Genomic DNA, 25,062 nt, shown 5'->3' with positions numbered 1-25,062 from the left:
GTATCAATGGATTTAACGACTTTTTACTTATTGATGTAATCATTAATAATTTGCAAAATTGCTTGCTGAGAATCGTTTAGTGGCACGTTTTCACGTGTTAAAAGATAGATGTTAAATGTTGGTAAATTATTGTTCAATAGATTGATGTAATGCATATCATGATCAGTTTCACGCAACGCCAAAGTTGTAATCAATGTCATGCCCAAACCTTCCCTTACTACGCTTTTGAGCGCCTCAACATTTGAGGTTTGATACAAAATATGGGGAAAAACTTCCGTGTTATATGTTAGTTCCTTAAAGACACGACTATGAATAAATCCTTCATTAAATAAAACGAAATCTTCACTTGCAACATCTTCAAAATAGCATTCATCAGGCATGTCATATTTCGTGGTCGCTAATACAAATGGAAATGATGCCACTTTTTGTGCATTAACACCAGGAATATGGACATCATCAATCGATGCAATTAAGCCAAAATCTAATTTACCATCCTTAATTTGTGCCATTAAGTCATCACTTCCAAGTTCTATTGCCTCAAAATTTGGAAGTAAATGTGTTTTAGCAAGTTTACGCGTGACCGGTAAAAAATAATAGTTTCCAATGATTGGTGGTAACCCAAATCGCAGTTTCTTTAGTGAATGTAACCGTACCTCTTCCTTCGTGAAGGAAATTTCACTCTGAATTTGTTTAGCTAGAGTCAACACAAGTTCACCAGTTCGAGTTAGTTCTACCGATTTTTTTGAAGCATGACGTTCGAGTAGTTCGCTGTCAAACTCCTCCTCTAGTCGTTTGATAGCATATGTAATTGTCGGCTGAGTGACACCAAATTGCTCAGAAACAGCAGTAAACTGTTTCAACTGCGCTAAGGCAGAAAAATATGACAGATCTTTGAAGTTCATTTCAGTACCTTCCATCCGTTTGTTTATAAATAAATTTTATCATATCTACGCAATTTGACTATAAAAATTTATAGATAGTAGACTAGGCACCGTTAAGAAATTGTTATTTACTTTTAAGGAGATAATTACATAATGCGTGGACAAGAAATTTTAAACAACCCTTTCTTGAATAAAGGTACTGGTTTTACTGAAGAAGAGCGTGCAGAATTTGGCTTAACTGGTTTATTACCAGCCCATGTTCAAACGATTAAAGAGCAAGCTGATCAGGCTTATGCCCAATATTTAACAAAGGCTAACAACGTTGAAAAGCGTATTTTCCTTTCAACATTGTTCGACACAAACCGTACTTTGTTTTATTACTTGGTAGATCAACACATTGCTGAATTCATGCCAATTGTATATGATCCAACCATTGCAGACACAATCGAAAACTATTCCGCATTATTTGTAAATCCACAAAACGCTGCCTTCTTGGATATTAATCACCCCGAGAACATTGAAGCTACGCTAAAAAATGCTGCTGATGGACGTGACATTAAATTATTGGTTGCCACTGATGCTGAAGGTATCTTGGGAATTGGTGACTGGGGTGTTCAAGGTGTTGATATTGCCGTTGGAAAGTTGATGGTTTACACCGCTGCTGCCGGTATCGACCCTACCTCAGTCTTACCAGTTTCGGTTGACGCTGGTACGAATCGTAAAGAGTTGTTGGCAGATCCACTATATTTGGGTAACCGCCACGAACGTGTTCGCGGTGAACAATACTTTGAATTCATTGATAAATTTGTTAAGACTGCACAATCACTGTTCCCAGACATGTACTTACACTTTGAAGACTTTGGACGATCAACGGCAACGAAAATTTTGAACACATACAAAAATAACTGGCCAACGTTTAATGATGACATTCAAGGAACTGGCATCGTTGTCACATCAGCTGTTTTGGGTGCCTTGGCTATTACTGGTGAGGACATTAAGTCACAAACATACTTGACGTACGGTGGTGGTTCAGCTGGTACAGGTATCGCTAGTCGTGTCTTGGCCGAATTTATGCAACAAGGTTTATCGGAAAAAGAAGCTCGTAAGCACTTCTATATGGTTGATCGTCAAGGGCTATTATTTGACGATGATGAAACGTTGACACCTGAACAAAAACCTTTTGCTCGTTCACGTTCAGAATTTGAAAATGCTGATGAATTAACGGACTTGTTGACAATTGTTAAGACTGTTAAACCAACTGTTTTGGTTGGTACGTCAACTAATCCTGGTTCATTCACTAAGGAAGTTGTTGCGGCAATGATTGCTAACACAGATCACCCAAAGATTTTCCCATTGTCAAACCCGACGAAGTTACACGAAGCAATGCCAGATGATTTGATTAAGTGGTCAGACGGTAAAGCATTGGTTGCTGCTGGCGTACCTGTCGATCCAGTTGTGGCTTCAGATGGTGTAACCTACGAAATCGGTCAAGCTAATAACATGCTGGTTTACCCAGGTTTGGGATTGGGTACAATTGTTGCCAAAGCTAAGATATTGTCAGACGGTATGATTTCAGCTGCTGCCCACGCTTTAGGTGGTATGGTTGATACTTCTCAACCTGGTGCTCCTGTTTTGCCACCTGTGTCACGTTTGTCAGAAATGTCATTTCGTGTTGCCGTTGCTGTAGCTAAGCAAGCAATTGCTGAAGGATTGAATCAAGTTGAAATCGACAACGTTGAAGCTGCTGTTAAGTCTGCCCAATGGACACCTAAATACTAATCAAATATAGGAGTTATTTTTTAAAATGTCTGCATTACTAACATCAATCTCATCCGTTGTTGAGATTATCTTCGTGATTGCTTTGGGTTACTTACTACGAAACGTTGGCAAGTTCCAAGACTCATTCAAACATGATATTGAATTCTTAATTATGAAGGTCGCCCTGCCCTTAAACATATTCGTTGGTGTTTTGGACAACTTAACCCGTTCAAAATTGATTGCCCTTTCTGGGTCATTAGTTTTCGTCATTATTTCATTTGCTGTTGGTTACCTAATAGCTTGGCTCTTGACGAAAATTTTGAAGATTAGAGAAGGTCGTCGTGGGACATTTATCAATATGTTCGTGAACGCAAATACAATTTTTATCGGTTTGCCGTTAAACTTGGCATTGTTTGGACAACATTCATTGTCGTTCTTCTTGGTTTACTACCTTGCTAACACTGTTTCAACGTGGGCAATTGGTATCTTTTTCGTTTCTAATGATGGTCCAAAGTCTGATGATACCAAGAAGTTTAACTGGAAGAAATTGTTACCTGCTCCATTGTTAGGATTTATTGTTGCTTTAGTATGGTTGTTACTCGATTTGCCTTTACCTACGCTGGTTGATAAAACTTTCTCAATGGTTGGTGGCGTGGTAACACCATTGTCATTAATTTACATTGGTATTGTCTTGGCAGATGCTGGTTTGAAGTCAATTCACTTCGATCGTGATACGATTGTCGCTTTACTTGGTCGGTTCGTCTTTGCCCCTGCCGTTATGATTATTATCATGATGCTGTTTAAGAATACAATGAATATTCCATCAGTTGAACAAGGTACGTTGGTTATCCAAGCTGCTGCTCCTGGATTAGCTGTTTTGCCAATTTTGGTTGGTGATGCTAAGGGTGACGTCGAATATGCGACAAATGTTGTCACAACTTCGACTGTCCTATTCGTGATTGTCGTACCAATTTTGATGCAAATAATTACGATGTTGTAATTAAAAAATTAGACAAGTAGCGTATATACAAACGAAAATGACTGATACTTTCATCAAATACCAGTGCATGTAAATAACCTAAAAAAACATCGGAACGCATTCGGTTTCGATGTTTTTTAATGTTACTTTTAATATTATTATACCTAAAGACTCATGCACTTTAACGGCGTCAATTAAAGGTTTCTGTGTCATTTAGCCAATTGATATTTACATTACATTTTTTATAATATACAATACGGTCAATAAATAAAGGAACAATTTTTGTATAAGGAGGTGTACTGTGATTAATTTGTTAACACCAAAAGCAGCTTTTAAAGAAGCATTACCAACTATCTTTGGCTATATTGGCATCAGTGCTACTTTTGGTATCATCGGCCAATCATCTGGTTTGAATCTCTTGACTATTTTACTTATTTCAATAATTGTTTACGCCGGAGCTGCTCAATTTGTCTTAGTTCCCATGTTACTGACACATAGTCCCATTTTATCGATAGTTTTATCTGTATTTTTGGTTAATTCACGTTTGATTCTAATGAGTGCCACTCTTGTACCTTATTTCAAGAAAGAGTCATTGATAAAAAATATATTAATTGGCACCTTTCTTACAGATGAGAGCTTTGCACTAGGCATGAATAAATTGAACTATACTAACAGTCACTTGAATTTTCGCTGGTTTAATACAGTAAATATTGTTTCTTATTTTGCTTGGCTATTTGGTACATTTCTAGGAGCTACAATAAGCAGCTTAATTACGAATCCCGAAAAATTAGGATTTAATTTTGCCATTACTGCGATGTTTATTGGTTTGTTATATTTACAAATAATTTCTGATCAATCAATAAAAATAAATATCCAATTAATAGTCATTCTATTTACCCTTGTAGTTGTCTATCTTGGCCTAATTTTTATTCCTGCAAATTTGGTTATCTTATTTGCAACAATTATTGCCTGTTATTTTGGGATGGTGATTAAAAATGCCTTTAACTAATTATATACTCTACACAATCATTGGCTGTGGACTGGCTACTTGGCTCTCAAGAATTCTACCCTTGGTCATTCTAAAAAATATGACCCTATCAAAAAAAGTCATTGAATTTTTAAGTTTTGTTCCTATTGTTATAATGTCTAGTTTATGGTTTGAAAGTTTATTTATTCAACATATTGGCCATTTACCAAGCATCGATTGGTCCAACTTGCTGGCGTCAATTCCCACCGTTATTACTGCAATCCTTACAAAAAGTTTGCTACTGATTGTCCTGATTGGCGTCGTATCTTTAAGTTTAATCAACATCCTAAGTTAATAGTGGCAAATCATGTTTTGTAATGCGAAAGGTTGTGTTGTTCTCTTGAAAAATAAATATATTTTAGTCACAAACATGTTAGTAAATATGGGAATTGGCTTAATTATGCCAGTCACTACACTTTATATTCACAATGTGTTGCATATGAGCTTGGTTGTTGCTGGTTACACACTTTTACTTTTTTCTGGTGCTATGGCTCTAGGAAATTTGGTAGGCGGTCGATTATTTGATAAATGGCGAACTAAACCACTGATGTATATTAGTACGGTTACTATCATCATTTCACTATTTCTACTGGCACTCTACCCCTATTGGCCATTATATCCAATTTTGTTAACGATGTATGGGGCTGGCTTAGGAATTTTAAATGCCTCGATTAATAGTTATTTGGCTTTTTTTCAAAAAAGTGATGCTAATATTTTCAACAACGGCTACTGGGCTGCGAACATTGGTATGGGGTTGGCTACATTCCTATCAGGAATTCTTTTTAGTATCAATATTCAGCTAGTGTTTGGTAGCTCAGCAGTTCTTTTTTTACTGGCCTTATTTATTATCAAATCACAGTTTGTTTCAACTGATGCTCTGCGTAGTTCAGATACGGAAAACAGCTTTCACAATTCACTTAATAAGCGTACACTTGGCTACATTTCATTACTTAGTTTAACGATGATTATTATTTGGGCATGTTATGAACAATGGAACAGTAATGTTTCTGTCCTAATGACTAATAATGGTATTTCTGTCAAAAAGTACAGCATATTATTTACAATCAGTACAATAGAGATTGTTGCTTTACAGCCTTTTATTGTTCGCCTATTTCCAAAAACGTTTAATGCAGATAAATTACGTGTAATTTTAGGTGTTTTAACTTTTGCTTTATCATATTTATTTATTATTAATACTAACGATTATTGGCATTTTGTCCTTGGCATTACGTTTGTCTCTATTGGTGAAATTCTTGCACTAACTGCCATTCCAAGTTTGTTAAACCACTACGCTAATGATACTAATCGTGGTACCATTCAAGCAATTGGCAGTCTCTCTGGATCAATTGGTCGTGCATTAGGGCCATTACTAGGTGGTTTTATGATAACTAGTTTTAGTTTTGATGCAACCTTTTTAACTATTTTTATCATTCATTTGATTGTTGTCTTCTTTTTATTGTTATTACGGGATGTTAAACCAAAATACTATAAATTGTGATTATGAACATATGCCCACAATAATTTCGCATTGCATCATGATACTTAGCTGCTCCACTTTTCGTTAGAATCTGATGTCCATGAATCACACTAATAGGCAAAAAATTAGCATTATGGGTAGAAAAAATTCTATCATAGGGGTTGTAACGAAATCTCGTTTCCTTTAAGGAGGTAACTATACATGAGTTATGCAGCAGTGAATCCATATAACGGACAGAAAATTCGTGACTTTGATAATGTAACTGACCAACAATTAGATATTATCTTAGACACAGCTCAAGGTTTTTATAAACAATCACAGAATCAAGATGTCAAAGAAAGAACAGATTTTCTGTACAAGTTAGCTGATGAGTTCGAAGAAAATATAGAAAAATATGCTCGTGTACTATCAACGAACATGGGAAAATTACTGACAGAGGCTCGTCAAGAAGTTAAAAAGACAAGCTCTTTTGCACGTTACTACGCTGAAAATGGTGTGAAGTTCATGCAGCCTAAGCCATACAATGACCTACCTAACGGACAAGCTCAAGTTGAATTTTCTGGCACAGGTATTGTCTTAGCAATTGAACCATGGAATTTTCCATATACACAAGTCATGCGTGTATTTGCCCCTAATTTCATTTTAGGAAACCCAATTATTCTTAAGCACGCTAGCATTGTACCCGAGGCAGCGCTAGCATTTCAAAAAGCGTGTGATAATATTGGCTTACCATCAGGTGCCTTTACCAATATCTTTGCTGATTATGATCAGATTAATCGCATTATTGAGGATCCTCGTGTGCAGGGTGTTGCCTTAACAGGATCTGAAAATGCTGGTCGTAGAATTGCCGCGAGTGCGGGTAAAAATTTAACCAAATCAACTATGGAACTTGGTGGAACTGACGTTTTTGTTGTCCTGGATGATGTTGATATCATTGATGCTGCGAAAGATGCGGCCAAAGCACGTTTGACCAATGCTGGTCAAGTATGTACAGCTGCCAAACGTTATATTGTTTCTTCAAGTATTTATCCAGAGTTTTTAGTCGCATTAAAAGAAGAATTCGCTAAATACAAATTAGGTGATCCATTGGATGAAAATACAACCTTAGCTCCCCTTTCATCTAAGAAAGCGCAACAACAGTTACAGACTCAAGTGGCAAAAGTGATTGCTGGTGGTGCTAAAGTTTTGTATGGTAATCCGACGCCGATTAGCGGTGACGGCGCAGGCTTCTCACCTTTGATTTTAACTGGTATGGATGAAAAAAATCCTATGTTTGAAGAAGAATTATTCGGTCCAGTTGCACAGATTTATCAAGCACAATCAGACGACGAAATCATCAAAATTGCAAATAATTCTCGACATGGTCTAGGTGGTGCTATCTACACCAAAAATATTGAACGCGGTAAGAAACTTGCTTCACGAATTGAAACTGGTCAAGTTACGATTAACTCTATTTTGAGTTCTCAAGCTCAAGTACCATTTGGGGGTGTCAAGGATTCTGGTTATGGTCGTGAACTAAGTGACTGGGGTATCTATGAATTTGCTAACATAAAACCTGTAATGTATTAATTAAAAACTAAAAAATTACTTTATAGGATACGCTAGAACAAATTTAGCGTATCCTTTTCTATACCGTTAAATCTCGCTATAAATAATAATACCTGAGACCAATGCACATATTAAACGATAAAGGAAGTAATCAACATGCTTATTATTGATTGTGTAGTTAAAGACGCAATAAAAGCGTATCAAACATATGCAACTGTTTTTGAAACTAGGTTAATTGAATCTAGCAAGAATCTACCCAACCTATCATTTAACGAAGTAATCTTTGAAATTGGAGATATGCAGTTTCACTTATTTGATGCTAATCCTCAAATGGGATGGCAAGTGCCAGACCCGAATGCTGTCCAATCCATGTGGTTCAACATTGTCGTTAATGATACACACGCACTATTCGAACGAGCTATTAGTGCAGGGTTTGAAGTAATCGTGCCCTTAATGAAAGATGAAGAATTAGGTATATGGAATAGCCTTGTGAAAGACCCCTTCAACTATTCTTGGGTAATCGAGCAAAATATTCACGAAGTTGATTTTAGTACACGCCGACAAATATTAAATAAACGTATACAAAAATTAAAATAAGATTATAATAATTAGTAATCACTTCATATGTGAATACTTATGATATAAATTACTTTAAACAAAACATTCCAATTCATGTACAAAATTTTATGAACCCTAATCTTCCCTATCAAAGCGGAGTATTATTTTTATGCTTACATATAAAATTGATAATGAAATTTATTTATCCTTACCAAGACCTGAAATCGATTCAACCGCCCTGTTTAAATTAATCAATGATAGTCGTAATGAAATGATACCTTGGTTACCTTGGGTATTAAAAGTCAAAAGTATTGCAGATGAACGAGAAACGCTAAAGAGAAATGCACAAAGCTTAGATACGATAGGTTCTCTAAATCTAGTCATTTGGTATAAAAATGAAATTGTTGGATCAATATCTCTTAAAAATTGGGATAAGAATATAAAAAAATTGAAATTGGTTATTGGCTAGGCACTGAATTTACAGGCAAGGGAATCATGCATCGGTCATTAAAAGGTGTATGCGATTTAGCGTTCAATAAGTTTGAAGTTCATAAAATCGAAATTTATGTTGCATCGGACAATCATGCAAGTAATCAGATACCTAAAAATGCCGGTTTCTATCTAGAGGCCAAGTTACAAGATCATGCCTTACTCTTTGGCCGTTTTCATGATGAAAATCTTTGGTCATTACTTGAACATGAGTGGAGGAATCAATAAATAATGCTTAACCTTTTAAAAGATAGATACATAAATACTTCACTAGGAACTTTTAAAATATCTGTTAGGCCCGGAGATACACTGTTAATCTTTCTTAATGGCTATGGGCCTTATGATACTGCACAAATTTTTCAGCCCATCATACAAAAAATTCCAAAAGAAATCGGTGTTTTAGCGATTGACTATTTAGATTCTGGACTAAGTTCTTCCTCCACAAGGCCATTCCTATTAACAGACGAGGCTGATTTAATTACGAGGATCATCAAAAATCAACATGCTTCAAAAATTGTGATAATAGCCCATAGCTTAGGCGGTTTTTATGCCTTGTCCATTGCACAAAAATTAAATCAGTTAATTGGTTTCATTGGTATCGAGCCTATAACGAAAGAAGTTCTCTTAGACCCACCCGATGAAGCAAACTACAATAGAGACGCAAAAGAAGATTCAGAAATTACGGAAGATGAAATTACTAACCTAATGCATGAAAGAATTTACACCTCATTTCAAAAAACTTTAGCTGATAAAATTTGGAACACTGCTCTGATTTCTGAAGAAAAAGATGCAAAAATCACAAAACCACACGGATTAAATCTTGGAATCGATATTTTAAAACGTCCAGATTTTTCAAACTTAAGCTTAGACCAAACCGTTTCAACTACTCTTTTTGTCCGTCCCTATCGAATTAATGAATATAGTCATTCAGAGTATTACACTGAAAAAACAACTATCGTACCCTTAGGGAAAAATCATTATATTCATTTTGAATTTCCCGAAAAAATTAGTGAAGCCATTCTTAAAATTTTAAAGGAAAATAACAACACATGAACTTACAATTAAAAGAACTAGAACGTAACGAATTGCTAGATTTTTGGAATCTAGCCTTTAGTAAACCCGACGCTGAGTGGACAAAATGGAATGGTCCCTATTTTCATGACAAACTACCTGAGAAACAAAAATTTATTGATTTAGATTTGGAAAATAGTTACGTACAAAATCCTATGCGTAAAATCATCTGGGTTGATAATATCATGGTTGGGATGGTTTCAGCTCACTATGAGGATGAACCATTAAAGCAATGGTTAGATGTTGGTATTGTCATTTATAAACAAGATAGCTGGCATCATGGTATTGGTAAGACTGCTTTAAAACAGTGGATTAACGAATTATTTGAAATGACACCCCTACCTCATATTGGTTTAACAACATGGTCTGGTAATTATCGTATGATTGCTTTGGCTGAAAGTTTATCCCTTAAAAAAGAAGCTGAGATTAGACAAGTTAGATTTTGGCAAAACAAATACTGGGATTCGGTTAAATACGGTGTTTTACGCTCTGAATGGATGCAATAACATCTGGAGATTATGCTAACGCTCCGAAGTAAACAGAGATATTTTTCAATTAATTACATGGAGAGTACTATGCAACCTATCTTTATTCTAATTAGAGGTAATTCTGGTAGTGGTAAAACTGTTTTGGCAAAACAGTTACAGCAATATTTTGGATATGAAGATTGCCTATTACTTCAACAAGATATTCTTCGCCGAGAGATATTACACACCCATGATCATGTTGGAACTACAACAGTTAATTTACTCGAAACTTTAATAAATTTTGGAGTACATCATTATAAAATCATCATACTAGAAGGAATTCTAAAAAAAGATGTTTATGGAAAAATGCTAAATAAAATTGTTCAAAATTTTCATAATAAAGCTTTTGTTTACTATCTAGATATCCCTTTTTCTGTAACTGTTAGACAAAATCAGCTTAAAGAAAATCCTTTTTCAATCCTTACGTTAAAAAAATGGTGGCTTCCTGACGATTATCTTAAGAATTCTAAAGAACGTCATCTTACAAATGGTAATACTCAAGCTTTTTTTAATCAAATTATCAAAGATATTACTAATAGCCAGTTTAATAATTTATAAAAAATTTTTATGGAGGAACAAAATGTTTACATATCAAATCGACAACGAAGTCAGTCTAGCACTGCCTAGACCAAAAATTGACGCTGAAGCCATGTTCCAATTAATTAATGAAAGTCGAAAAGAGTTAGAAATGTGGTTGCCATGGGTATCATATACAAAGGCCATTGCAGATGAAGAAAAATTTTTATATGAAGTGATGAAACACTTTGGCACAGGTTATTCATTAAATCTGATTATCCTTTATAAAAATCAACCTGCCGGTATGATTAGCTTTAATAGATTTAGAGAAATGGATCAAAGTGCAGAAATTGGCTACTGGCTAGGAACTAGATTTATCGGTAAGGGCATCATGCATCGCGCTGTAGTTGGCATGTGCCAAATAGGGTTTAATGATTATAAGGTTAATAAAATAGAAATCCATGCGGCAGTTGATAATGCGCGTAGTAATCATGTTGCTCAAAAAGCAGGCTTTCATTTAGATGGTACAATTCGGGCCAACGAACTATTGTCAGACGGCTTTCATAATGGCAATATTTGGACAATACTTAAAGTTGAGTGGGAAAATCGTCGTTAACATCAACTGCCTATAGTACTCACCTTTAATCATCATATAAAAGCATCTCGTAGTTAGAAATCCTAACTTTCGAGATGCTTTTTGTAATCAAGATTAACTTTCAAATAATGCTATTATCGTTTCTTTCTAAAAATTATCAATTTACTAATTAAGTAATTTATAACCACAACAAAAACATTATCTATAAACTTCCAAACAACTGCACTTTGGCACAAATATTGTACACCATACCAAATAATTATCATTTCTAAAAATAGTGTTGTAGTTCTAGTTAAAAGAAAAAAAACAAACTGGACTTCCTAAGAAAAAATCTACTTAGGAAGTCCAGTTTGTTTAATATAATTATCAATAGATTACATAGTTTTTATTCTATAACTTACCTGTCAAAAACTGTGCTTCACCAAAACCAAAGCTCCAATTAGCATCCCCATTAATAGTCATATTTATAACTAAATCATTCTTCTCAACAAGCTTCTTTTCTGACAAACCGTTTGCTAAGTCAGCATAGAAATTCTCTATGTCACTTTTCTCCCTTGGACGACTCGTAATAGATATAACTAGCACATTTTGACTTCTCTCAATATCCAGACCTGTATCCATAATATTCATCTCATAGGATTCATGCTGAGTTACTATTTGGTAACAATCTCGTTGATCGACATGAAAGTCCTTAACAACCGTGTCCTGAGTAATCTTCATAATGTTTTCAATATCTGCTTGTGTGCGTCCTTTAATTAAATCAAATCGTACAAGTGGCATGATATTCCCCTCTTTCATAGTCCCTTTTTAAATATCGTAGTAAATACGTTAGAATATTCATAGCAATATCTATTGTATCTAGTTTTTTATTTTACTACTTAATTCATTAAAGAGCATTTATTAATAAAGACCTGATACAACGAGAAAGATTCCTAAACTGAGGTAGTTTATTATGCAAATTATTATTTCACCCGCAAAGAAAATGATCGTTGACGAAGAAAACTTTCTGCCAATGAATACACCACGTTATTTACAGAACACTGCTCAAATTCTTCAAGAAATGCGTACTTTGTCCTACGCGGATGTTCAAAAATTATGGCATACGAGTGACAAATTGACGAAAGAAAACTACCAAAACCTACAACATATGGATTTACAGCATCCTTTAACACCGGCCATATTAAGTTACTCAGGTATTCAGTACCAGTATATGGCACCAAGCATTTTTAGTTCAACTGCTTTAGATTATTTGCAAGAAACACTCTGGATTTTATCTGGATTCTACGGTGCTTTACGTCCTTTTGATGGAATCGTTCTTTATCGATTAGAGATGAGCGCTCAATTACAAGTTGCTGATAATAAAAATCTATATGAATTTTGGGGCGATAAATTATATCGTGCCGTACATCAACAAGGTCCAATCATTAATTTGGCTTCTAAAGAATATTCTCAAGCAATCACACCCTATTTAGAAGCAGATGATCAATTCATTGATGTTATATTTGCACACTTTATAGATGGCAAACTAAAAATAAAAGCCACATTGGCAAAGATTGCGCGTGGCGAAATGGTTCGTTTTATCGTTGAAAATCAACTAACAACCGTCGAACAACTGAAAAGTTTTCAATCTGAAACATATACCTTTGATGCAGCTCTTTCAACTGCAAAAAGATTGTTGTTTGTTAATAAAAAGTAGTTAATGGTAGATTTAAGACATATTTTATAACCTTCGTTTAGTTACTACAGAGTAGCTGGTAGCCAAAAAACAAATTAACCAAATAAAGATAATTTTGTTGTTCAATATATAGGGAGAACTAATGACACATAAAATTTTAATTACTGGAGCAAATCGTGGTATCGGCCTTGAGATGAGTAAACAGCTGGGACTAAAAGGTTACAAAGTTATTTTAGGTGTTAGAGATTTATCAAAAGGACAGATTGCTCTGCATGAATTGGTTCAAGCTGGGGTTACACGATCACAGCTTGATTTGGTACAAGTTGACCTTCAAAATCCAGAGTCTTTGATAAATGCCGCCAATTATGTTGAAAAAGAACATCCCGATTTAGATATTCTCGTGAATAATGCAGGAATTGCTGCTGATATGCAAAAACCAGCCTTAGACACACCTCTTTCAGATTATAAAGAAACACTTGATATAAATTTTTGGGGAACTTTGCAAGTTATTCAACACTTTTTACCCGTTATTAAGCAAAATAAGGGCAAAATTGTAGCCATCACTGGTCCATTCACAGCAACAACTTGGTATAATCCAGCAGCTTATCGCGTTTCTAAAATAGCTTTGAATGGTCTTATTCAAACATTAGCTGTTGATGTTATCAACAAAGAATTGCCAATTTCAATCTTTGGTATTTTCCCTGGCGGTGTTTCAACAGATATCAATGATCATAGACAAGGACCGTATATGAGATCAGTTGCCGAAGGGGCTCGTGATATCATTAATACTATGCTAGCTGACAAGGATCAGAATGGTAAAATTATTGGGCCAAATGGTAACATTCTCTCAGAAATTCAAGACTGATCAAACAACATTAGTAAAACCACCCCAAACTCTAACTTTTGGGGTGGTTTTTTGAATTTCAGTCTACTTCAAATTCCAAGCTGCATACTGAGAATTACCAAACAACTTTTTAATCTCAGTTTTTGTCTCCTTTGTTTGATAAAGCTTTACAATTTGCTTATACACTTTCTTGTTTGCTTCACTTTTACGAGCAGCGATTAAGTTGATATATGGACTAACATTCTTTTTCAGATTTTGCGTTAATAAGATGTTCTTATCTTTCAAGTTTGCATCATGCGCAAAATTACCATTAATGACAGCAGCATCTGCCGTTTGTAATGATGAAACAGCTTGGCCAGCATCTACTTCTTTAATCTTCAAGTTTTTGGGATTATAAGTAATATCCTTAGCGGTTGGATCAGTGACCTGCTTATTGTACTTAATTAATTTAGCCTGTACTAAGACATTCAAAGCACGTGCTTCATTAGTTGCGTCATTGGGCACAGCAATTGTTGACCCTTTTTTGATTTCGCTAATCTTATCAGCCTTTAGAGAATAAAGACGCATTGGGACAATCACCGTCTTACCAATTGACTGCAACTTATTGCCCATCTTCTTATTTTGATCATCAAAGAAAATCTTTGTTTGGAAAGCATTTAGATCCAAGCTACCATCAACCAACGCTTGATTTGGTTTAACATAGTCGTTGAATTCTTTCAGTTTAATGGTGATACCATATTTCTTTTGTGCTCTTTGACCAATATCTTGCCAAAGTTCACGTGATGTATCACCAACAACACCTACTGTTACTGTCTTACTTGATGCTGCATTAACACTTAATGGTGCAACAGCTAAAGTAGCCAATGTCACCGTGGCTAAGCCAATGCTAAATTTAATACTATTCTTCATAATCTTCTCCTTAATAATCAAAACTACCATTTCTTAATACTTAAAATCTTGCTTAACAACTACAACTATTCATTTCCCCTCCAAATAAAAAGTCCCGTTGCCACGACATAATGTCATAGCAACGGGACGACTAATCATCGTGTTACCACCCGAGTTCTGTCCAAATAAAATGGACACTCAAATTAAGTACGCGCATTTATGCGGTGATACTCTAGCGCGATAACGGGCACTACCGGAAACAACTCATCACAATGACTCATCATTTCTCACACTCTAAGGCCATTTTCGTTAACTAAGATTGGTTGTTTTCCACCTCACACAACTCTCTAAACAACTTAGGTTTAACTACTTACCTCTTCCTCGTTGCACTCATTATATTTGGCTAAAAATGAAAAGTCAATAAGTATATTAAATTTATCTCATTTTTATTTTACAGTTGATTATAATTAAATTGTGTACTCCCCTTACGGATTAATTAAATTATGTTACCCTAGTATTAGAAATGATCAAGGAGGAAAACATGGACACACCTTATGACAGAAAATCCATTCGCAAACAATTAAAACAAAACGCTAAAGCAGTTCTACACAGAGACTTATGGGGAAATGTTGGTCTACAGGCACCGGTCATTGTCATACTTTATCTGGAATTTTTAATTTCTTTCCTGATGGATGAAAACAATACAGCCACAACACCACTAATTTTAAATTTAATCCTATCAATTGTCGGAGCTGTTGTCGTCATTTATGCCCAATATATTCAATCATATCAATCTATTAAACAATTACGCGATGAAACAGTGACAGCGCGTCCAATGCAATCATGGTTTAAAACTTACCTCACAAAGTCTTGGCAAAAAACCTTATGGCTGAGTGTCTGGATGATTGCAATCTATCTCATCGGTTGGGCAATTTTAGCATTTCTTGGCGAATTAATGATCCAAGCTTCAGCCTTGATTATGATTATCGCACAATTAAGTTATACGATTGTACCAAGTTTTGTCTATTGGTTACTAGCGATTGGAATCATTTTGTTAGTAGTGTTTACCTTTATTTATATTATAAAGTGGTATAAGTATATCTTGGTACCCTTTGTAGGATATAATGATCAATCACTCAAGGGCTTTCAATTAATTGCAAAATCGCGTGAATTGATGGTCGGTCACCGCTGGGAGCTGTTTGTTATGCAATTAAGTTTCTTCTGGTGGGGATTGTTAACATTGGTTACATTAGGTTTAGCTGGTTTTTATACCATCCCCTATATGGTACTAACACTAGCAGGATATTTTGACGTATTAAATGACGCGCAAAATAAACAATCACACCTTGATGATTCAAACGAACAAAAAAAGATTCAACCAATTATATTAGAGCCTTCAAATCAAATTTAAGATATAAAGAAAATGCGAGTATCACAAAAATGTGACGCTCGCATTTTTATAGTATTATTTTTCAACAATGATTAATTGTTGCTTGCCTGATTGACTGGCATTTTCTAACCCAACTTCTTCAATTATTTCAATCAACTGTTTATCGTTGCGTGGAATAACTAAAAACTTCGTAAAACCTAGTCTATCTGGTGTCTCGGTTTCATAATACTCTGTTTCAATTTGTGCATCATCCCCCACAATAATCCAAACATCCTTAGCTATGTGGCGTCTTTTCCCCATCAAATGCAAAACACCTTCACGAATATGGAGTTCGCTACCATCAATTGTTTCAATATATTTCATAATGGGCACCCTGTTTTCCAAAAAATATTCTGAGTATTGACAATACACTACTTAAATACCTGCTTATTAACAACTCGTAAATGATCATCCAACGTATAAATAATAGGTTTAGCATTTGGTACATCAATTTGGTCCAATTGATCATCAGCAACCTGATCCAAATATTTAATTAAGACACGTAGGCTGCTACCATGGGCAACAATCATTTCATTTCTACCTGCTTGCAAACGTGGCACAATGTTCAAATCCCAATAATTTTTAACTCTTACAAAGGTCATCTCTAAACTCTCAGACAATGGTACATCTACACCAATGCGATCATAAATCGGTTGATGGTCTCTAACCGACAATTGTGGTGGTATATCTTGATAACCGCGGCGCCACTGCTCAACCTGTTGTTTACCAAACCGACGACGTGCTTCGTCCTTATCCAGTCCTGCCAAAGCACCATAATGGCGTTCATTTAATTGCCACGCTTTAAAAATTGATATCCAGTTGATTGCCAATACATCACAAACAATATAAGCAGTGGTAATGGTTCGCTTTAACAATGATGTGTGCACATCATCGATCTGAATATGCTCTTTACTTAATATTTCACCAGCTTCTTTCGCTTGTGCACGTCCTTTATCTGTAAGTGCTGCGTCGGTCCAGCCAGTAAAAGTATTGTCTTTATTTGCAGTACTCTCACCGTGACGCATCAGGATTAATTTAACCATGTTCAGTCTCCTTAATTTATTGTGCAATTTGTAAAAAAGCTTCAATTATTCCGATGGTAAAACATTACCATAATGACTCCATTATAAACGCAACTTACTATTTGTTAAATATGTAACATGCTTTTTAAATTTGTTTTTTGCTACCAAAGTTGTAAGATGAATGCGTGTTGATATTTTATTTATACAACAATGTTTTTGAAAGGAAGTTGGATTTTCATGGAAAGCCAAGTTGTTAGTAAACAAACAAAATATGCCATTAGTGCAGTTGCTTTATTGTCGTTTCTAGGTATTTTAATAGAAACATCATTAAACGTTGCCTTACCCTCCCTTACTCGAGAATTTTCAGTATCATTAGGAACAATGCAATGGGTCACCTCAGGATACCTTTTAATGGTAACCATTATTATGAGTACGACCGGTTTCTTGACCAAGAAATTTTCTGCCCGTACCTTATTTACTGTTGCTATTATTTTTAATCTAATCGGAACCATTTTTTGTCTATTTGCCAGTGCTTTTCCGGTACTGCTGTTAGGTCGCTTATTACAGGCCATCTCAACGGGAATCTCTACACCACTCATGTATCATCTGGTACTATCATTAATTCCACAAAGCAAACGCGGCGTGTATATTGGCTTTGCGGCCATGATCATTTCCTTGGCACCAGCACTTGGACCTACCTATGGTGGTACATTAACAGCATTTTGGTCTTGGCGAGGTATTTTTATTATTGCGCTATTTTTACTAATAGTTACGGCTTTACTCGGTGAAACTTACATTCGCTTACCGGCCAAAAATACCACCCAAAAATTTGACTGGTTGGGCGTTGTCTTGCTAACCATTATGTTTGTTAGTCTGAGTCTAGCATTTGCGGACGCTGCTAATGCTGGTTTCCAAAGCTTGAAATTCGTTTCACTCTTGCTTGCTTTTATTGTTTTTGCAAGTTTATTACTTCTGCATCTAAAAAGATCTGAAAATAAAATTTTAAATTTCAGCATTTTGCATCAGCCAGTAATAAGACTACGCTTAATCAATTTTTTTGTACTGCAATTTATTAACATTGGTATTTCAATCGTTATTCCAATATTCACTGAAGAAAATCTACACTTAAGTGCTTTTTCAGCTGGATTGATTTTATTACCTGGTTCATTATTAGGAGCCGCTGTCTCGCCCTATGCTGGTAAACTTTTTGATAGACATGGAAGTTATGTCCCATTGATTAGCTCAAGTATCCTGCTTCTAATTGGTACCAGTCTGTTCTTTGTGACAACCTCAGCTGCAACTGCATTCAGTATCACCATTATTTACATTCTATTACGAGTTGGCTTTAACTTAGGATTCAGCACTTCAATGTCTGATGCTAGTATGCATATTGAATCAGAACTAAATGCCGATTTAAATTCACTATTCAATACCTTTCAACAATTTGCCGGTTCTTTTGGAACAAATGTCTTGGCTGCCGTCATTTCTGTTAAACAGCTCGAACATGGTTCAAAGGCACTGTTGACTGTTCAAGGTACAAAAATAGATTATGCCCTGCTAGTGATTCTAGCTTTGATCAGTTTGGGTACCGTCTTGCTTAGTCGAAAATACAAGACACGATAAAATAGGAGATAATTTCATGGAACCAATCAGTGATGCGCCAACAATTGATGCCGTTATTACCAGCTATAATCAAAAAAACCTAATTCTTGAAACAGTTGAATCTGTTTTCAATCAAACTGTGAAACCTAGTAACATTTATATTATCGATGATGGCTCATCTGATTTTGAATCACTTGAAGTACTACACGCACTTGAACAAGAGCAAGCCATTGTCCCGATTCATGTGATTTACCAAGAAAATCTAGGCGTTTCAGCTGCCAGAAACAATGGCATACGACACACGAATGCGCCATTTGTTCTAGTGCTAGATGGCGATGATAAATTAATGCCCACTTTTCTAGAATCGACGACTCTCTTACTCAATGAGCATCCCCACCTAGTGGCGGCCTCATCCTGGTTGAAAACTTTTGGCGTTCTAGATGCAATTATTAAGCCAGCTGGCGGCCGTTTACAATCATTTTTATCGCACAATTGTTGTCCAGCGACTCATCTACTTCGAAGAAAAGCATATGAGCAATGTCTAGGTTACGATGAAACGATGAAATCAGGTTATGAGGATTGGGAATTTTTCTTGCGTTTACTCGAGACAAGTTCAGATGCAGCTATTGGTATTGTAAATCAGCCTTTGATTGCCTATCGCACAAATCCAACTTCCTCAAATGTTAAAAGTATGACAAATCGTTTGTCCTTAATGGAAGAAATTATTAATAAGCATCTGACATCGTATCAAAACAATATTGTCAAAGTCTTACTTGATATCGAGTCCACTTCTGATGAACGGCTAGCAAATTGGGAGGACGAAATTAAACATTCCTGTGCAACAAAAAATGAGATTAGCACAATCTCTCAGAAGTTCATGGCCTGTCCTTCATACGGGGATGGTGGTATGGCAGCAGCAGTACGAATAGCATCAAATTTGAAATCTAACTAAAAACACGACAATGGTCCTTTTTTATTAAGGTTATTGTCGTTTTTTATACGTTATTTATACTTGAAGTAATATCTAGCAAAGGTTTGAAACTTTCTACAGGAAGATATGAATCAGCTCGCTGAATTAATTTTAGGAGATTTCCCACAACGTTCTGTAAAAAGATATACATTGTATTTTCTCTCGGGTGCACTATTGAATACAATCATTCAGTGGCTAAAAAGTGATGCACAAGAAACACCAAAAACCATGGCAGATGTTTTAATAGCACTACTTTCTGAAGACTTTAGGACCTTCTAAAACTATGAAGCAGCTAAATTCATGAAAAATTTAGCTGCTTTTTTGGTAAGCTGTTCAATTAAATAAACACTTTAAACATGTGCTTCAAGGTCTTCTTTACCAGCGTAGTTAAAGTTTGCTATCCTAACATACCGTTTGGGTTAAGTGATCCTAATATAGAATACGAAACGTCCGGGAAGCCAAAGATTAACTGCTCTAAATCAGCTGATGTCAGTCCTTTGTCTATCACAAAAGTTAAAATATTTATCAAACTAGCCGCATCCCCACCATATATAGTTGCATCAACAACTTGATTAGTTGACTTCTCAAAAGCAATCGTTATTTCAGCTTCACTATCATGTTTTGTATCAAAACTTTGTCCATATGGTAACACAGTAATTTGATATTTATCAGTCTCTTGCTCAGCAGTTGCTATTGACAGCCCAATTTCAGCAATCCGTGGCAATGTAAACACAATCGATGGAATAGCTGGATATGAAATTGGTTGCACACTTTGTTCCATAATTTGCGCAGCAACATAATTTGATTCAAAGGTTGCTGTTGGCGTTAATTTAGGAATCTGTTTGTCGATAACATCACCACTGGCATAGATATTTGGTACTGATGTCTGTAAATGATCATTAACCTTAACACCCTTAGCACTCGCTTGAATGCCTACGTTTTCTAGTCCAAGACCATCAATATTTACTTGACGTCCTGTCGCACCAAACACATATGCCGTTTTAAATGAAAGACCACTTTGGGTTGTAACAATGTATTTATTATCCTCTTCAGTAATCTGATCTACCGCCTCATTAAAATGGAAGTTCACACCTTCATTTTTTAACTTAGCAACTAGTTTAGTGACATATTTAGGATAATATGAAGCAAGTGCGCGATCGGCAAATTCAATGATATCTATTTGAACACCTGCTTTGACCATCATTGAAGCAAACTCCATTGAAATAAGACCTGCGCCGATAATAACCATTGACTGTGGTAAGTGCTCCATAACTAGAAAATCTTTACTAGTATGAATATACTCACTTCCTTTCACAGGCAAGGTAGCGTCATGCTGTCCTGTTGCAATGACAATATTTGTAGCTGTGATTTCTTGTTCTCCAGCACGGACTGTGTGAGGATCGATTATGGTTCCCTGACCATGATAAACTGTAATGCCAGCTTTAGGAAAAGATTGCTCCATATTTTTGGGTATCCGATCAATCCACTGATGCTTGTAGGACATTAAATCTTCCCAGTTGACCTGTGGACCACCATCTAATCCAAAACCATGATAATTTTCTGTATCTTGTAAAACTTCAAATGGCCCATCTAACAAAAGTTTGGCATCACAACCATAATTTGGACAAGTACCACCTAACTTATCGCTTTCAACAAATGCTACTTTTTTACCATTTTTCAATAATTTAAAAGCACCATGGAAGGCTGCATGTCCAGTACCAATAAAAATTACATCATAATCATAGTTTGACATTAAAAACATCTCCCTTTCTACCACAAACGAGCATCAGTATAATTTATAATCTCACAATTTATTTAATTTTTAATGCTTCATCAAAATTTACTGCACCTGGATACATAAATTCAAAAATAAGTGAGTTTGTGCGTGAAATATTTGGTTTACCTTCTTCGGAAATTGTCATGCGGCCTTCACCTTTATAACGGGTATAACTTGGATTTTGCCCCTTAGCAATCATTTCTTGTGCAACTTCTTTAGGATATGCAGTGACCGCAACCTGATTTTCAAGCACTTCTTTAGCATCTAATTCATAATGCAAATGTTTTTCCCCGTCATCAAAATCAAAGACTTGCTTGCTAGGATAGTTCTTACCACTCTTTTCATCTTTATATTTATCAACCAGAGTGTAATCAACATCTTTCTTATTCTGAAAGATAACATTACCGTCTTTATCTTCTACAAATGCAATTGGAAAGCGCTGATAACCAAATTCACCCTTGGTAACCATATCAAAGATTAATAGTGAATAATCATCATATGATTGACGAGCCCAAGTCCAATTATTCCATAATTCAGAAAAATGGCGTTTACCACCCCATTGATGATCATGATAACCATAACCATGAATTTGTTCTTGCTTACCATTTATGGTGAGTGTACCAGTCACTTCACCACGAGGAACGACACATAACCAAGTATAAAAATCATCACCAAATTTAAAATAGGCCGTTCCTGGTCGGTAGGGCTTTGATAAGGAGTGTAAGTTAAAGTCTGCTCCTAACCCATCATTGTCATCAACGACAATATGATAATCTTTCAGGTTGCCTTGGAAAATATTCTTCCCATTGTCGAAAGAAACATCACACTCTTCTTTACCGTAATAAGCCGTTTCGGGAGCAAAATTAGGCGCTTTCTTAAATGTGTTACCATCTTTGTCAGTCACTAGCATCTGGAAGGTAGGCTTTTCTTTGTTATATGTTGCATCACGAGGGTCTTTCGGGAAAAATTGGATAACCACACTAGTTCCATCATCTAACAAAAAATCAGAATACCACCAGCCCCAATGGCCAGTTCCTTCATAATCACGACGTGCATCTTCCCAGCCTTCAACATGATTAGGATTTATACCTAATTTTTCATAGTCTTCAGGTGTATCCATCAGTCTAACATCAGTCATAAAAAACTCCTCGCTTATTTATCGCTTTTAGCAGCATTCATTTTAATAGATTCTTCAAATTCAATTGCTAAGTGCAGTTGATGTCCCCAAATAATTTCATCAGGTGTGCTTTCTGGCATCACGACAGCTAATTTCATTTCAATACCATTATCTAACGGTTTATATTGATGGAAAGGAATTGTATAAAGTGGCGTACCATCCAAAAGTGCTGGCATTCCTGTAGAAACTACTGGGTATTCGTCATCTCTTTCGATTGGAACCAAACTTTCATCGCCAGGTTGAATGGTTTGTGGAAATGGTTCACCATACATGCCAAAGGTTTCCATACCGTATAATCCATTAGAACCAGCAGCAATGAAAAAATGTTCAGGGTTCATTTGAAAAGCATTTTTGGTAGATTCAGCAGCAATGCGCTTCATCTTTTGATCAGCCGTTTCATATGCAACATCTTGGTTATCACTTTCACCATTGATAATTAAGTCCGGATTTACACCCGTAGCTTTAATATAAGTTTGGCTATATTTGACTGGACTTTTCCCAAGAACAAAGTTTCGGCCAATTTCTTTCCACATTTGTTCAGCTGTTTTTATTTGATTTTTGTAAAGTTTTTGAATTTCGTCAGGAGTATATTGACTTCTTACAGCAGTATTTAAAGTCAGTGCTTGCTCACGAGATAGATAATTTATCTCTGAATCAGAGAGTTCTTTTCCTTTAAACACTACCTTAGCACCTAAACTTTTCATTTCATGTAAGACATGTTTTGCTCTTTCATATTTAATTTCTTCAAGTTCAGCACAAGATATCTGCTTACCATCAATTATGCATTCAATAGTTGGTTCAGTCATTTATTTTCCTCCTTCTTTATGCTATAAAGTATATTAGTAGGTAATTAATTATTCAATGGATAGAACTGCTAAAAATTCGCGTTATTTGTAGTTCCTAATAAAAAATAATCTGTTAAAGTACTACATTTTGTAGTAATAAGGAGGGGTTTTATGAATCATGGTGTTTCTGAAAATTTACGTGCTCGTAAGGCAATTACGGATGCCTTTTTTGAATTATTAGTGCAAAAAAAATTTTCTGACATTACCATTTCAGATATTGTCAGAAAATCAGGTGTTGCTCGAACGACTTATTATCATAATTATTATTACAAAGAAGATATTATTGAAGACTTTATGAACTTAACGCATCAGCAACTAATGGCAGCTTTCAAAATTGATAAACAACCGCTAAAAGAACAAGAAATACGTAAGAATTTAGATCCTAAAAGATTAGTTTCTTCGTTTGAAAGATCTTTTCAATTATTCTTGATGAATAAGTCCTATTTATTATTAATTTACAATAATGGTTTTAGCAAACTAATTCAAAATATGGTCAACCAGTATGCACAAGAAATTTTTCAAAAGTTAAATATCAGTAATGATTACCAAATATATTTTATCGCTGGTGCATTCGCGAATGTACAGCTTGCATGGTTAGAAAAAGGAGCACAGGAATCTCCACATGAAATGGCTGAAATTTTGGTCACCTTGTTAGATCAAAATAATTTGCAACAGTTAATAAAATAGCTACAGCTACTTTTTAATGATTCCTCTTTCAAGGTAGGTCACTAATTTATGTGCCATATAGTATGGCGACTCATTAGCTCCATTTACTAACCACTGCATTAAAAGATTGTACGAAGCACCTTGTAAGAACAATAGTCGATAGTAAATTTCTGAATTCTGCTCAACTGCAATATTCATTGCAAATACATTTAAGGTTTTTTGAGCAACATCCCCTAACCCACTTTTGTAAAGAGTTACCAGATAAAATTTATTTTTTAGAGCATAGCTAAAAGATAATTCTAATATTTTAGCCATGATTTTGGGTTCAAAAACATTTTCTAAGTTCACCATTTGTTTTTTCGCCTCAGGAATTTGTGCGAGTAATTCTTTTTGTAATAGATCCAAAAAATATTTAACAATATCTTCTTTGGTATAAAAATTACGATAAAAGGTTGCTCGAGCAACTTTTGCGTCACGAATAAGTTCGGTAATAGTTATATCAGAAAAATCTTTTTGGCTCATTAATCTAAACAAAGCTTCAACTAAGGCGCGTTTCCCTGGTGGATTTGTTTGTGGACCCCTTGACATAAAATACTCCTTTTCTGTACTGTTTAAAAAAAATTGTACCATAGGTACTCATTTTAAAATGATACATAATAGCTGATATTAACTCCCCTTAAATCTTGAAACCACAATTTTAAAAAGAGATAATATGTTCCAATAAGGAAGCAATAGCCGACA

General features: G+C 35.3%; 29 protein-coding genes and 1 other annotated feature. Of the genes, 20 read left to right on the top strand and 9 right to left on the bottom strand.

The window, feature by feature from the left end; genetic code table 11:
- Positions 1-23 precede the first annotated feature (23 nt).
- On the bottom strand, positions 24-902 hold the full coding sequence (locus QRX23_RS04695) for a LysR family transcriptional regulator (RefSeq protein WP_330156092.1): 879 nt from the start codon (positions 900-902) through the stop codon (positions 24-26).
- 132 nt (positions 903-1,034) lie between these two features.
- Between QRX23_RS04695 and QRX23_RS04690 the strand changes: the two genes are divergently transcribed.
- The 13 genes from QRX23_RS04690 to QRX23_RS04630 all read left to right on the top strand — a co-directional run bounded on the left by QRX23_RS04690 (position 1,035) and on the right by QRX23_RS04630 (position 11,447).
- Positions 1,035-2,660 (top strand): malolactic enzyme, encoded by a 1,626-nt coding sequence (locus QRX23_RS04690; RefSeq protein WP_330156091.1) that lies wholly within the window; start codon positions 1,035-1,037, stop codon positions 2,658-2,660.
- A 25-nt stretch (positions 2,661-2,685) separates the two neighbouring features.
- On the top strand, positions 2,686-3,639 hold the full coding sequence (locus QRX23_RS04685) for an AEC family transporter (protein WP_330156090.1): 954 nt from the start codon (positions 2,686-2,688) through the stop codon (positions 3,637-3,639).
- Between the two features lie 280 nt (positions 3,640-3,919).
- Positions 3,920-4,627, top strand: coding sequence for an AzlC family ABC transporter permease (locus QRX23_RS04680; RefSeq protein ID WP_330156089.1), 708 nt, complete (start codon positions 3,920-3,922; stop codon positions 4,625-4,627).
- Positions 4,614-4,940 (top strand): AzlD domain-containing protein, encoded by a 327-nt coding sequence (locus QRX23_RS04675; RefSeq protein WP_330156088.1) that lies wholly within the window; start codon positions 4,614-4,616, stop codon positions 4,938-4,940. Before QRX23_RS04680 ends, QRX23_RS04675 begins: the two co-directional genes overlap by 14 nt.
- A 75-nt stretch (positions 4,941-5,015) precedes the next feature.
- On the top strand, positions 5,016-6,143 hold the full coding sequence (locus tag QRX23_RS04670; RefSeq protein ID WP_330156087.1) for an MFS transporter: 1,128 nt from the start codon (positions 5,016-5,018) through the stop codon (positions 6,141-6,143).
- A 180-nt stretch (positions 6,144-6,323) separates the two neighbouring features.
- Entirely contained in the window at positions 6,324-7,691 is a 1,368-nt protein-coding gene (locus QRX23_RS04665) for an aldehyde dehydrogenase family protein (protein ID WP_330156086.1), read from the top strand.
- A gap of 135 nt (positions 7,692-7,826) precedes the next feature.
- Positions 7,827-8,267, top strand: coding sequence for a VOC family protein (locus QRX23_RS04660; RefSeq protein WP_330156085.1), 441 nt, complete (start codon positions 7,827-7,829; stop codon positions 8,265-8,267).
- Positions 8,268-8,397: 130 nt separating this feature from the next.
- Positions 8,398-8,697, top strand: a complete 300-nt coding sequence (locus tag QRX23_RS04655) for a GNAT family N-acetyltransferase (RefSeq protein ID WP_330156084.1) — start codon at positions 8,398-8,400, stop codon at positions 8,695-8,697.
- 26 nt (positions 8,698-8,723) lie between these two features.
- Positions 8,724-8,945, top strand: coding sequence for a GNAT family N-acetyltransferase (locus QRX23_RS04650; RefSeq protein ID WP_330156083.1), 222 nt, complete (start codon positions 8,724-8,726; stop codon positions 8,943-8,945).
- A gap of 3 nt (positions 8,946-8,948) precedes the next feature.
- Positions 8,949-9,770, top strand: coding sequence for an alpha/beta hydrolase (locus QRX23_RS04645; protein ID WP_330156082.1), 822 nt, complete (start codon positions 8,949-8,951; stop codon positions 9,768-9,770).
- Entirely contained in the window at positions 9,767-10,294 is a 528-nt protein-coding gene (locus tag QRX23_RS04640) for a GNAT family N-acetyltransferase (protein ID WP_330156081.1), read from the top strand. Before QRX23_RS04645 ends, QRX23_RS04640 begins: the two co-directional genes overlap by 4 nt.
- 69 nt (positions 10,295-10,363) lie before the next feature.
- Positions 10,364-10,873 (top strand): zeta toxin family protein, encoded by a 510-nt coding sequence (locus QRX23_RS04635; protein WP_408068658.1) that lies wholly within the window; start codon positions 10,364-10,366, stop codon positions 10,871-10,873.
- A gap of 22 nt (positions 10,874-10,895) precedes the next feature.
- The gene (locus tag QRX23_RS04630) at positions 10,896-11,447 is read left to right on the top strand and encodes a GNAT family N-acetyltransferase (RefSeq protein WP_330156079.1); all 552 of its coding nucleotides are present in this window, start codon (positions 10,896-10,898) and stop codon (positions 11,445-11,447) included.
- A 369-nt stretch (positions 11,448-11,816) separates the two neighbouring features.
- On the opposite strand, the gene QRX23_RS04625 is transcribed toward QRX23_RS04630, so the two are convergent.
- Complete coding sequence (locus tag QRX23_RS04625) at positions 11,817-12,206, bottom strand: tautomerase family protein (protein ID WP_330156123.1); 390 nt, start codon at positions 12,204-12,206, stop codon at positions 11,817-11,819.
- Between the two features lie 172 nt (positions 12,207-12,378).
- Here QRX23_RS04625 and yaaA point away from each other — a divergent pair, with 172 nt between their 5' ends.
- A complete protein-coding gene (yaaA, locus tag QRX23_RS04620; protein WP_330156078.1) occupies positions 12,379-13,122 on the top strand; it encodes a peroxide stress protein YaaA in 744 nt (247 codons plus the stop codon).
- A 121-nt stretch (positions 13,123-13,243) separates the two neighbouring features.
- Complete coding sequence (locus QRX23_RS04615) at positions 13,244-13,966, top strand: SDR family NAD(P)-dependent oxidoreductase (protein ID WP_330156077.1); 723 nt, start codon at positions 13,244-13,246, stop codon at positions 13,964-13,966.
- Positions 13,967-14,029: 63 nt separating this feature from the next.
- On the opposite strand, the gene QRX23_RS04610 is transcribed toward QRX23_RS04615, so the two are convergent.
- Positions 14,030-14,854, bottom strand: coding sequence for a MetQ/NlpA family ABC transporter substrate-binding protein (locus tag QRX23_RS04610; RefSeq protein WP_330156076.1), 825 nt, complete (start codon positions 14,852-14,854; stop codon positions 14,030-14,032).
- Positions 14,855-14,973: 119 nt separating this feature from the next.
- Positions 14,974-15,224 (bottom strand) — a binding site (T-box leader).
- A gap of 150 nt (positions 15,225-15,374) precedes the next feature.
- On the opposite strand from QRX23_RS04610, the gene QRX23_RS04605 reads away from it, so the two are divergent.
- On the top strand, positions 15,375-16,244 hold the full coding sequence (locus QRX23_RS04605; protein WP_330156075.1) for a DUF975 family protein: 870 nt from the start codon (positions 15,375-15,377) through the stop codon (positions 16,242-16,244).
- 54 nt (positions 16,245-16,298) lie between these two features.
- Here the strand turns inward: QRX23_RS04605 and QRX23_RS04600 are convergent, their stop codons facing one another.
- Positions 16,299-16,586 (bottom strand): hypothetical protein, encoded by a 288-nt coding sequence (locus QRX23_RS04600; RefSeq protein ID WP_330156074.1) that lies wholly within the window; start codon positions 16,584-16,586, stop codon positions 16,299-16,301.
- A gap of 47 nt (positions 16,587-16,633) precedes the next feature.
- A complete protein-coding gene (locus QRX23_RS04595; protein ID WP_330156073.1) occupies positions 16,634-17,305 on the bottom strand; it encodes a 2,3-bisphosphoglycerate-dependent phosphoglycerate mutase in 672 nt (223 codons plus the stop codon).
- 216 nt (positions 17,306-17,521) lie between these two features.
- Between QRX23_RS04595 and QRX23_RS04590 the strand changes: the two genes are divergently transcribed.
- The 3 genes from QRX23_RS04590 (at position 17,522) to QRX23_RS04580 (ending at position 20,135) form a co-directional block, all read left to right on the top strand.
- A complete protein-coding gene (locus tag QRX23_RS04590; protein WP_330156072.1) occupies positions 17,522-18,907 on the top strand; it encodes an MFS transporter in 1,386 nt (461 codons plus the stop codon).
- Between the two features lie 16 nt (positions 18,908-18,923).
- The gene (locus QRX23_RS04585; protein ID WP_330156071.1) at positions 18,924-19,838 is read left to right on the top strand and encodes a glycosyltransferase family A protein; all 915 of its coding nucleotides are present in this window, start codon (positions 18,924-18,926) and stop codon (positions 19,836-19,838) included.
- A gap of 105 nt (positions 19,839-19,943) precedes the next feature.
- Positions 19,944-20,135 (top strand): TetR-like C-terminal domain-containing protein, encoded by a 192-nt coding sequence (locus QRX23_RS04580; protein WP_330156070.1) that lies wholly within the window; start codon positions 19,944-19,946, stop codon positions 20,133-20,135.
- A gap of 118 nt (positions 20,136-20,253) precedes the next feature.
- Here the strand turns inward: QRX23_RS04580 and QRX23_RS04575 are convergent, their stop codons facing one another.
- Genes QRX23_RS04575 through QRX23_RS04565 form a run of 3 tightly spaced genes read right to left on the bottom strand, consistent with a single transcriptional unit; the run spans position 20,254 to position 23,616 of the window.
- Positions 20,254-21,609: a dihydrolipoyl dehydrogenase family protein gene (locus tag QRX23_RS04575; protein ID WP_330156069.1), complete on the bottom strand. Its 1,356-nt coding sequence runs from the start codon at positions 21,607-21,609 to the stop codon at positions 20,254-20,256.
- A 58-nt stretch (positions 21,610-21,667) separates the two neighbouring features.
- On the bottom strand, positions 21,668-22,771 hold the full coding sequence (locus tag QRX23_RS04570; protein WP_330156068.1) for a hypothetical protein: 1,104 nt from the start codon (positions 22,769-22,771) through the stop codon (positions 21,668-21,670).
- 14 nt (positions 22,772-22,785) lie between these two features.
- On the bottom strand, positions 22,786-23,616 hold the full coding sequence (locus QRX23_RS04565; protein WP_330156067.1) for a hypothetical protein: 831 nt from the start codon (positions 23,614-23,616) through the stop codon (positions 22,786-22,788).
- 150 nt (positions 23,617-23,766) lie between these two features.
- Here QRX23_RS04565 and QRX23_RS04560 point away from each other — a divergent pair, with 150 nt between their 5' ends.
- A complete protein-coding gene (locus QRX23_RS04560; RefSeq protein WP_330156066.1) occupies positions 23,767-24,342 on the top strand; it encodes a TetR/AcrR family transcriptional regulator in 576 nt (191 codons plus the stop codon).
- A gap of 6 nt (positions 24,343-24,348) precedes the next feature.
- Here the strand turns inward: QRX23_RS04560 and QRX23_RS04555 are convergent, their stop codons facing one another.
- Positions 24,349-24,909 (bottom strand): TetR/AcrR family transcriptional regulator, encoded by a 561-nt coding sequence (locus QRX23_RS04555; protein WP_330156065.1) that lies wholly within the window; start codon positions 24,907-24,909, stop codon positions 24,349-24,351.
- Positions 24,910-25,062: the final 153 nt, after the last annotated feature.

Source organism: Weissella paramesenteroides (genome assembly GCF_036327715.1).
Classification (GTDB): Bacteria; Bacillota; Bacilli; order Lactobacillales; family Lactobacillaceae; genus Weissella; species Weissella paramesenteroides.
Note: the sequence above shows the minus strand (reverse complement) of the source record. Positions and strands in the feature narration are given on the sequence as shown.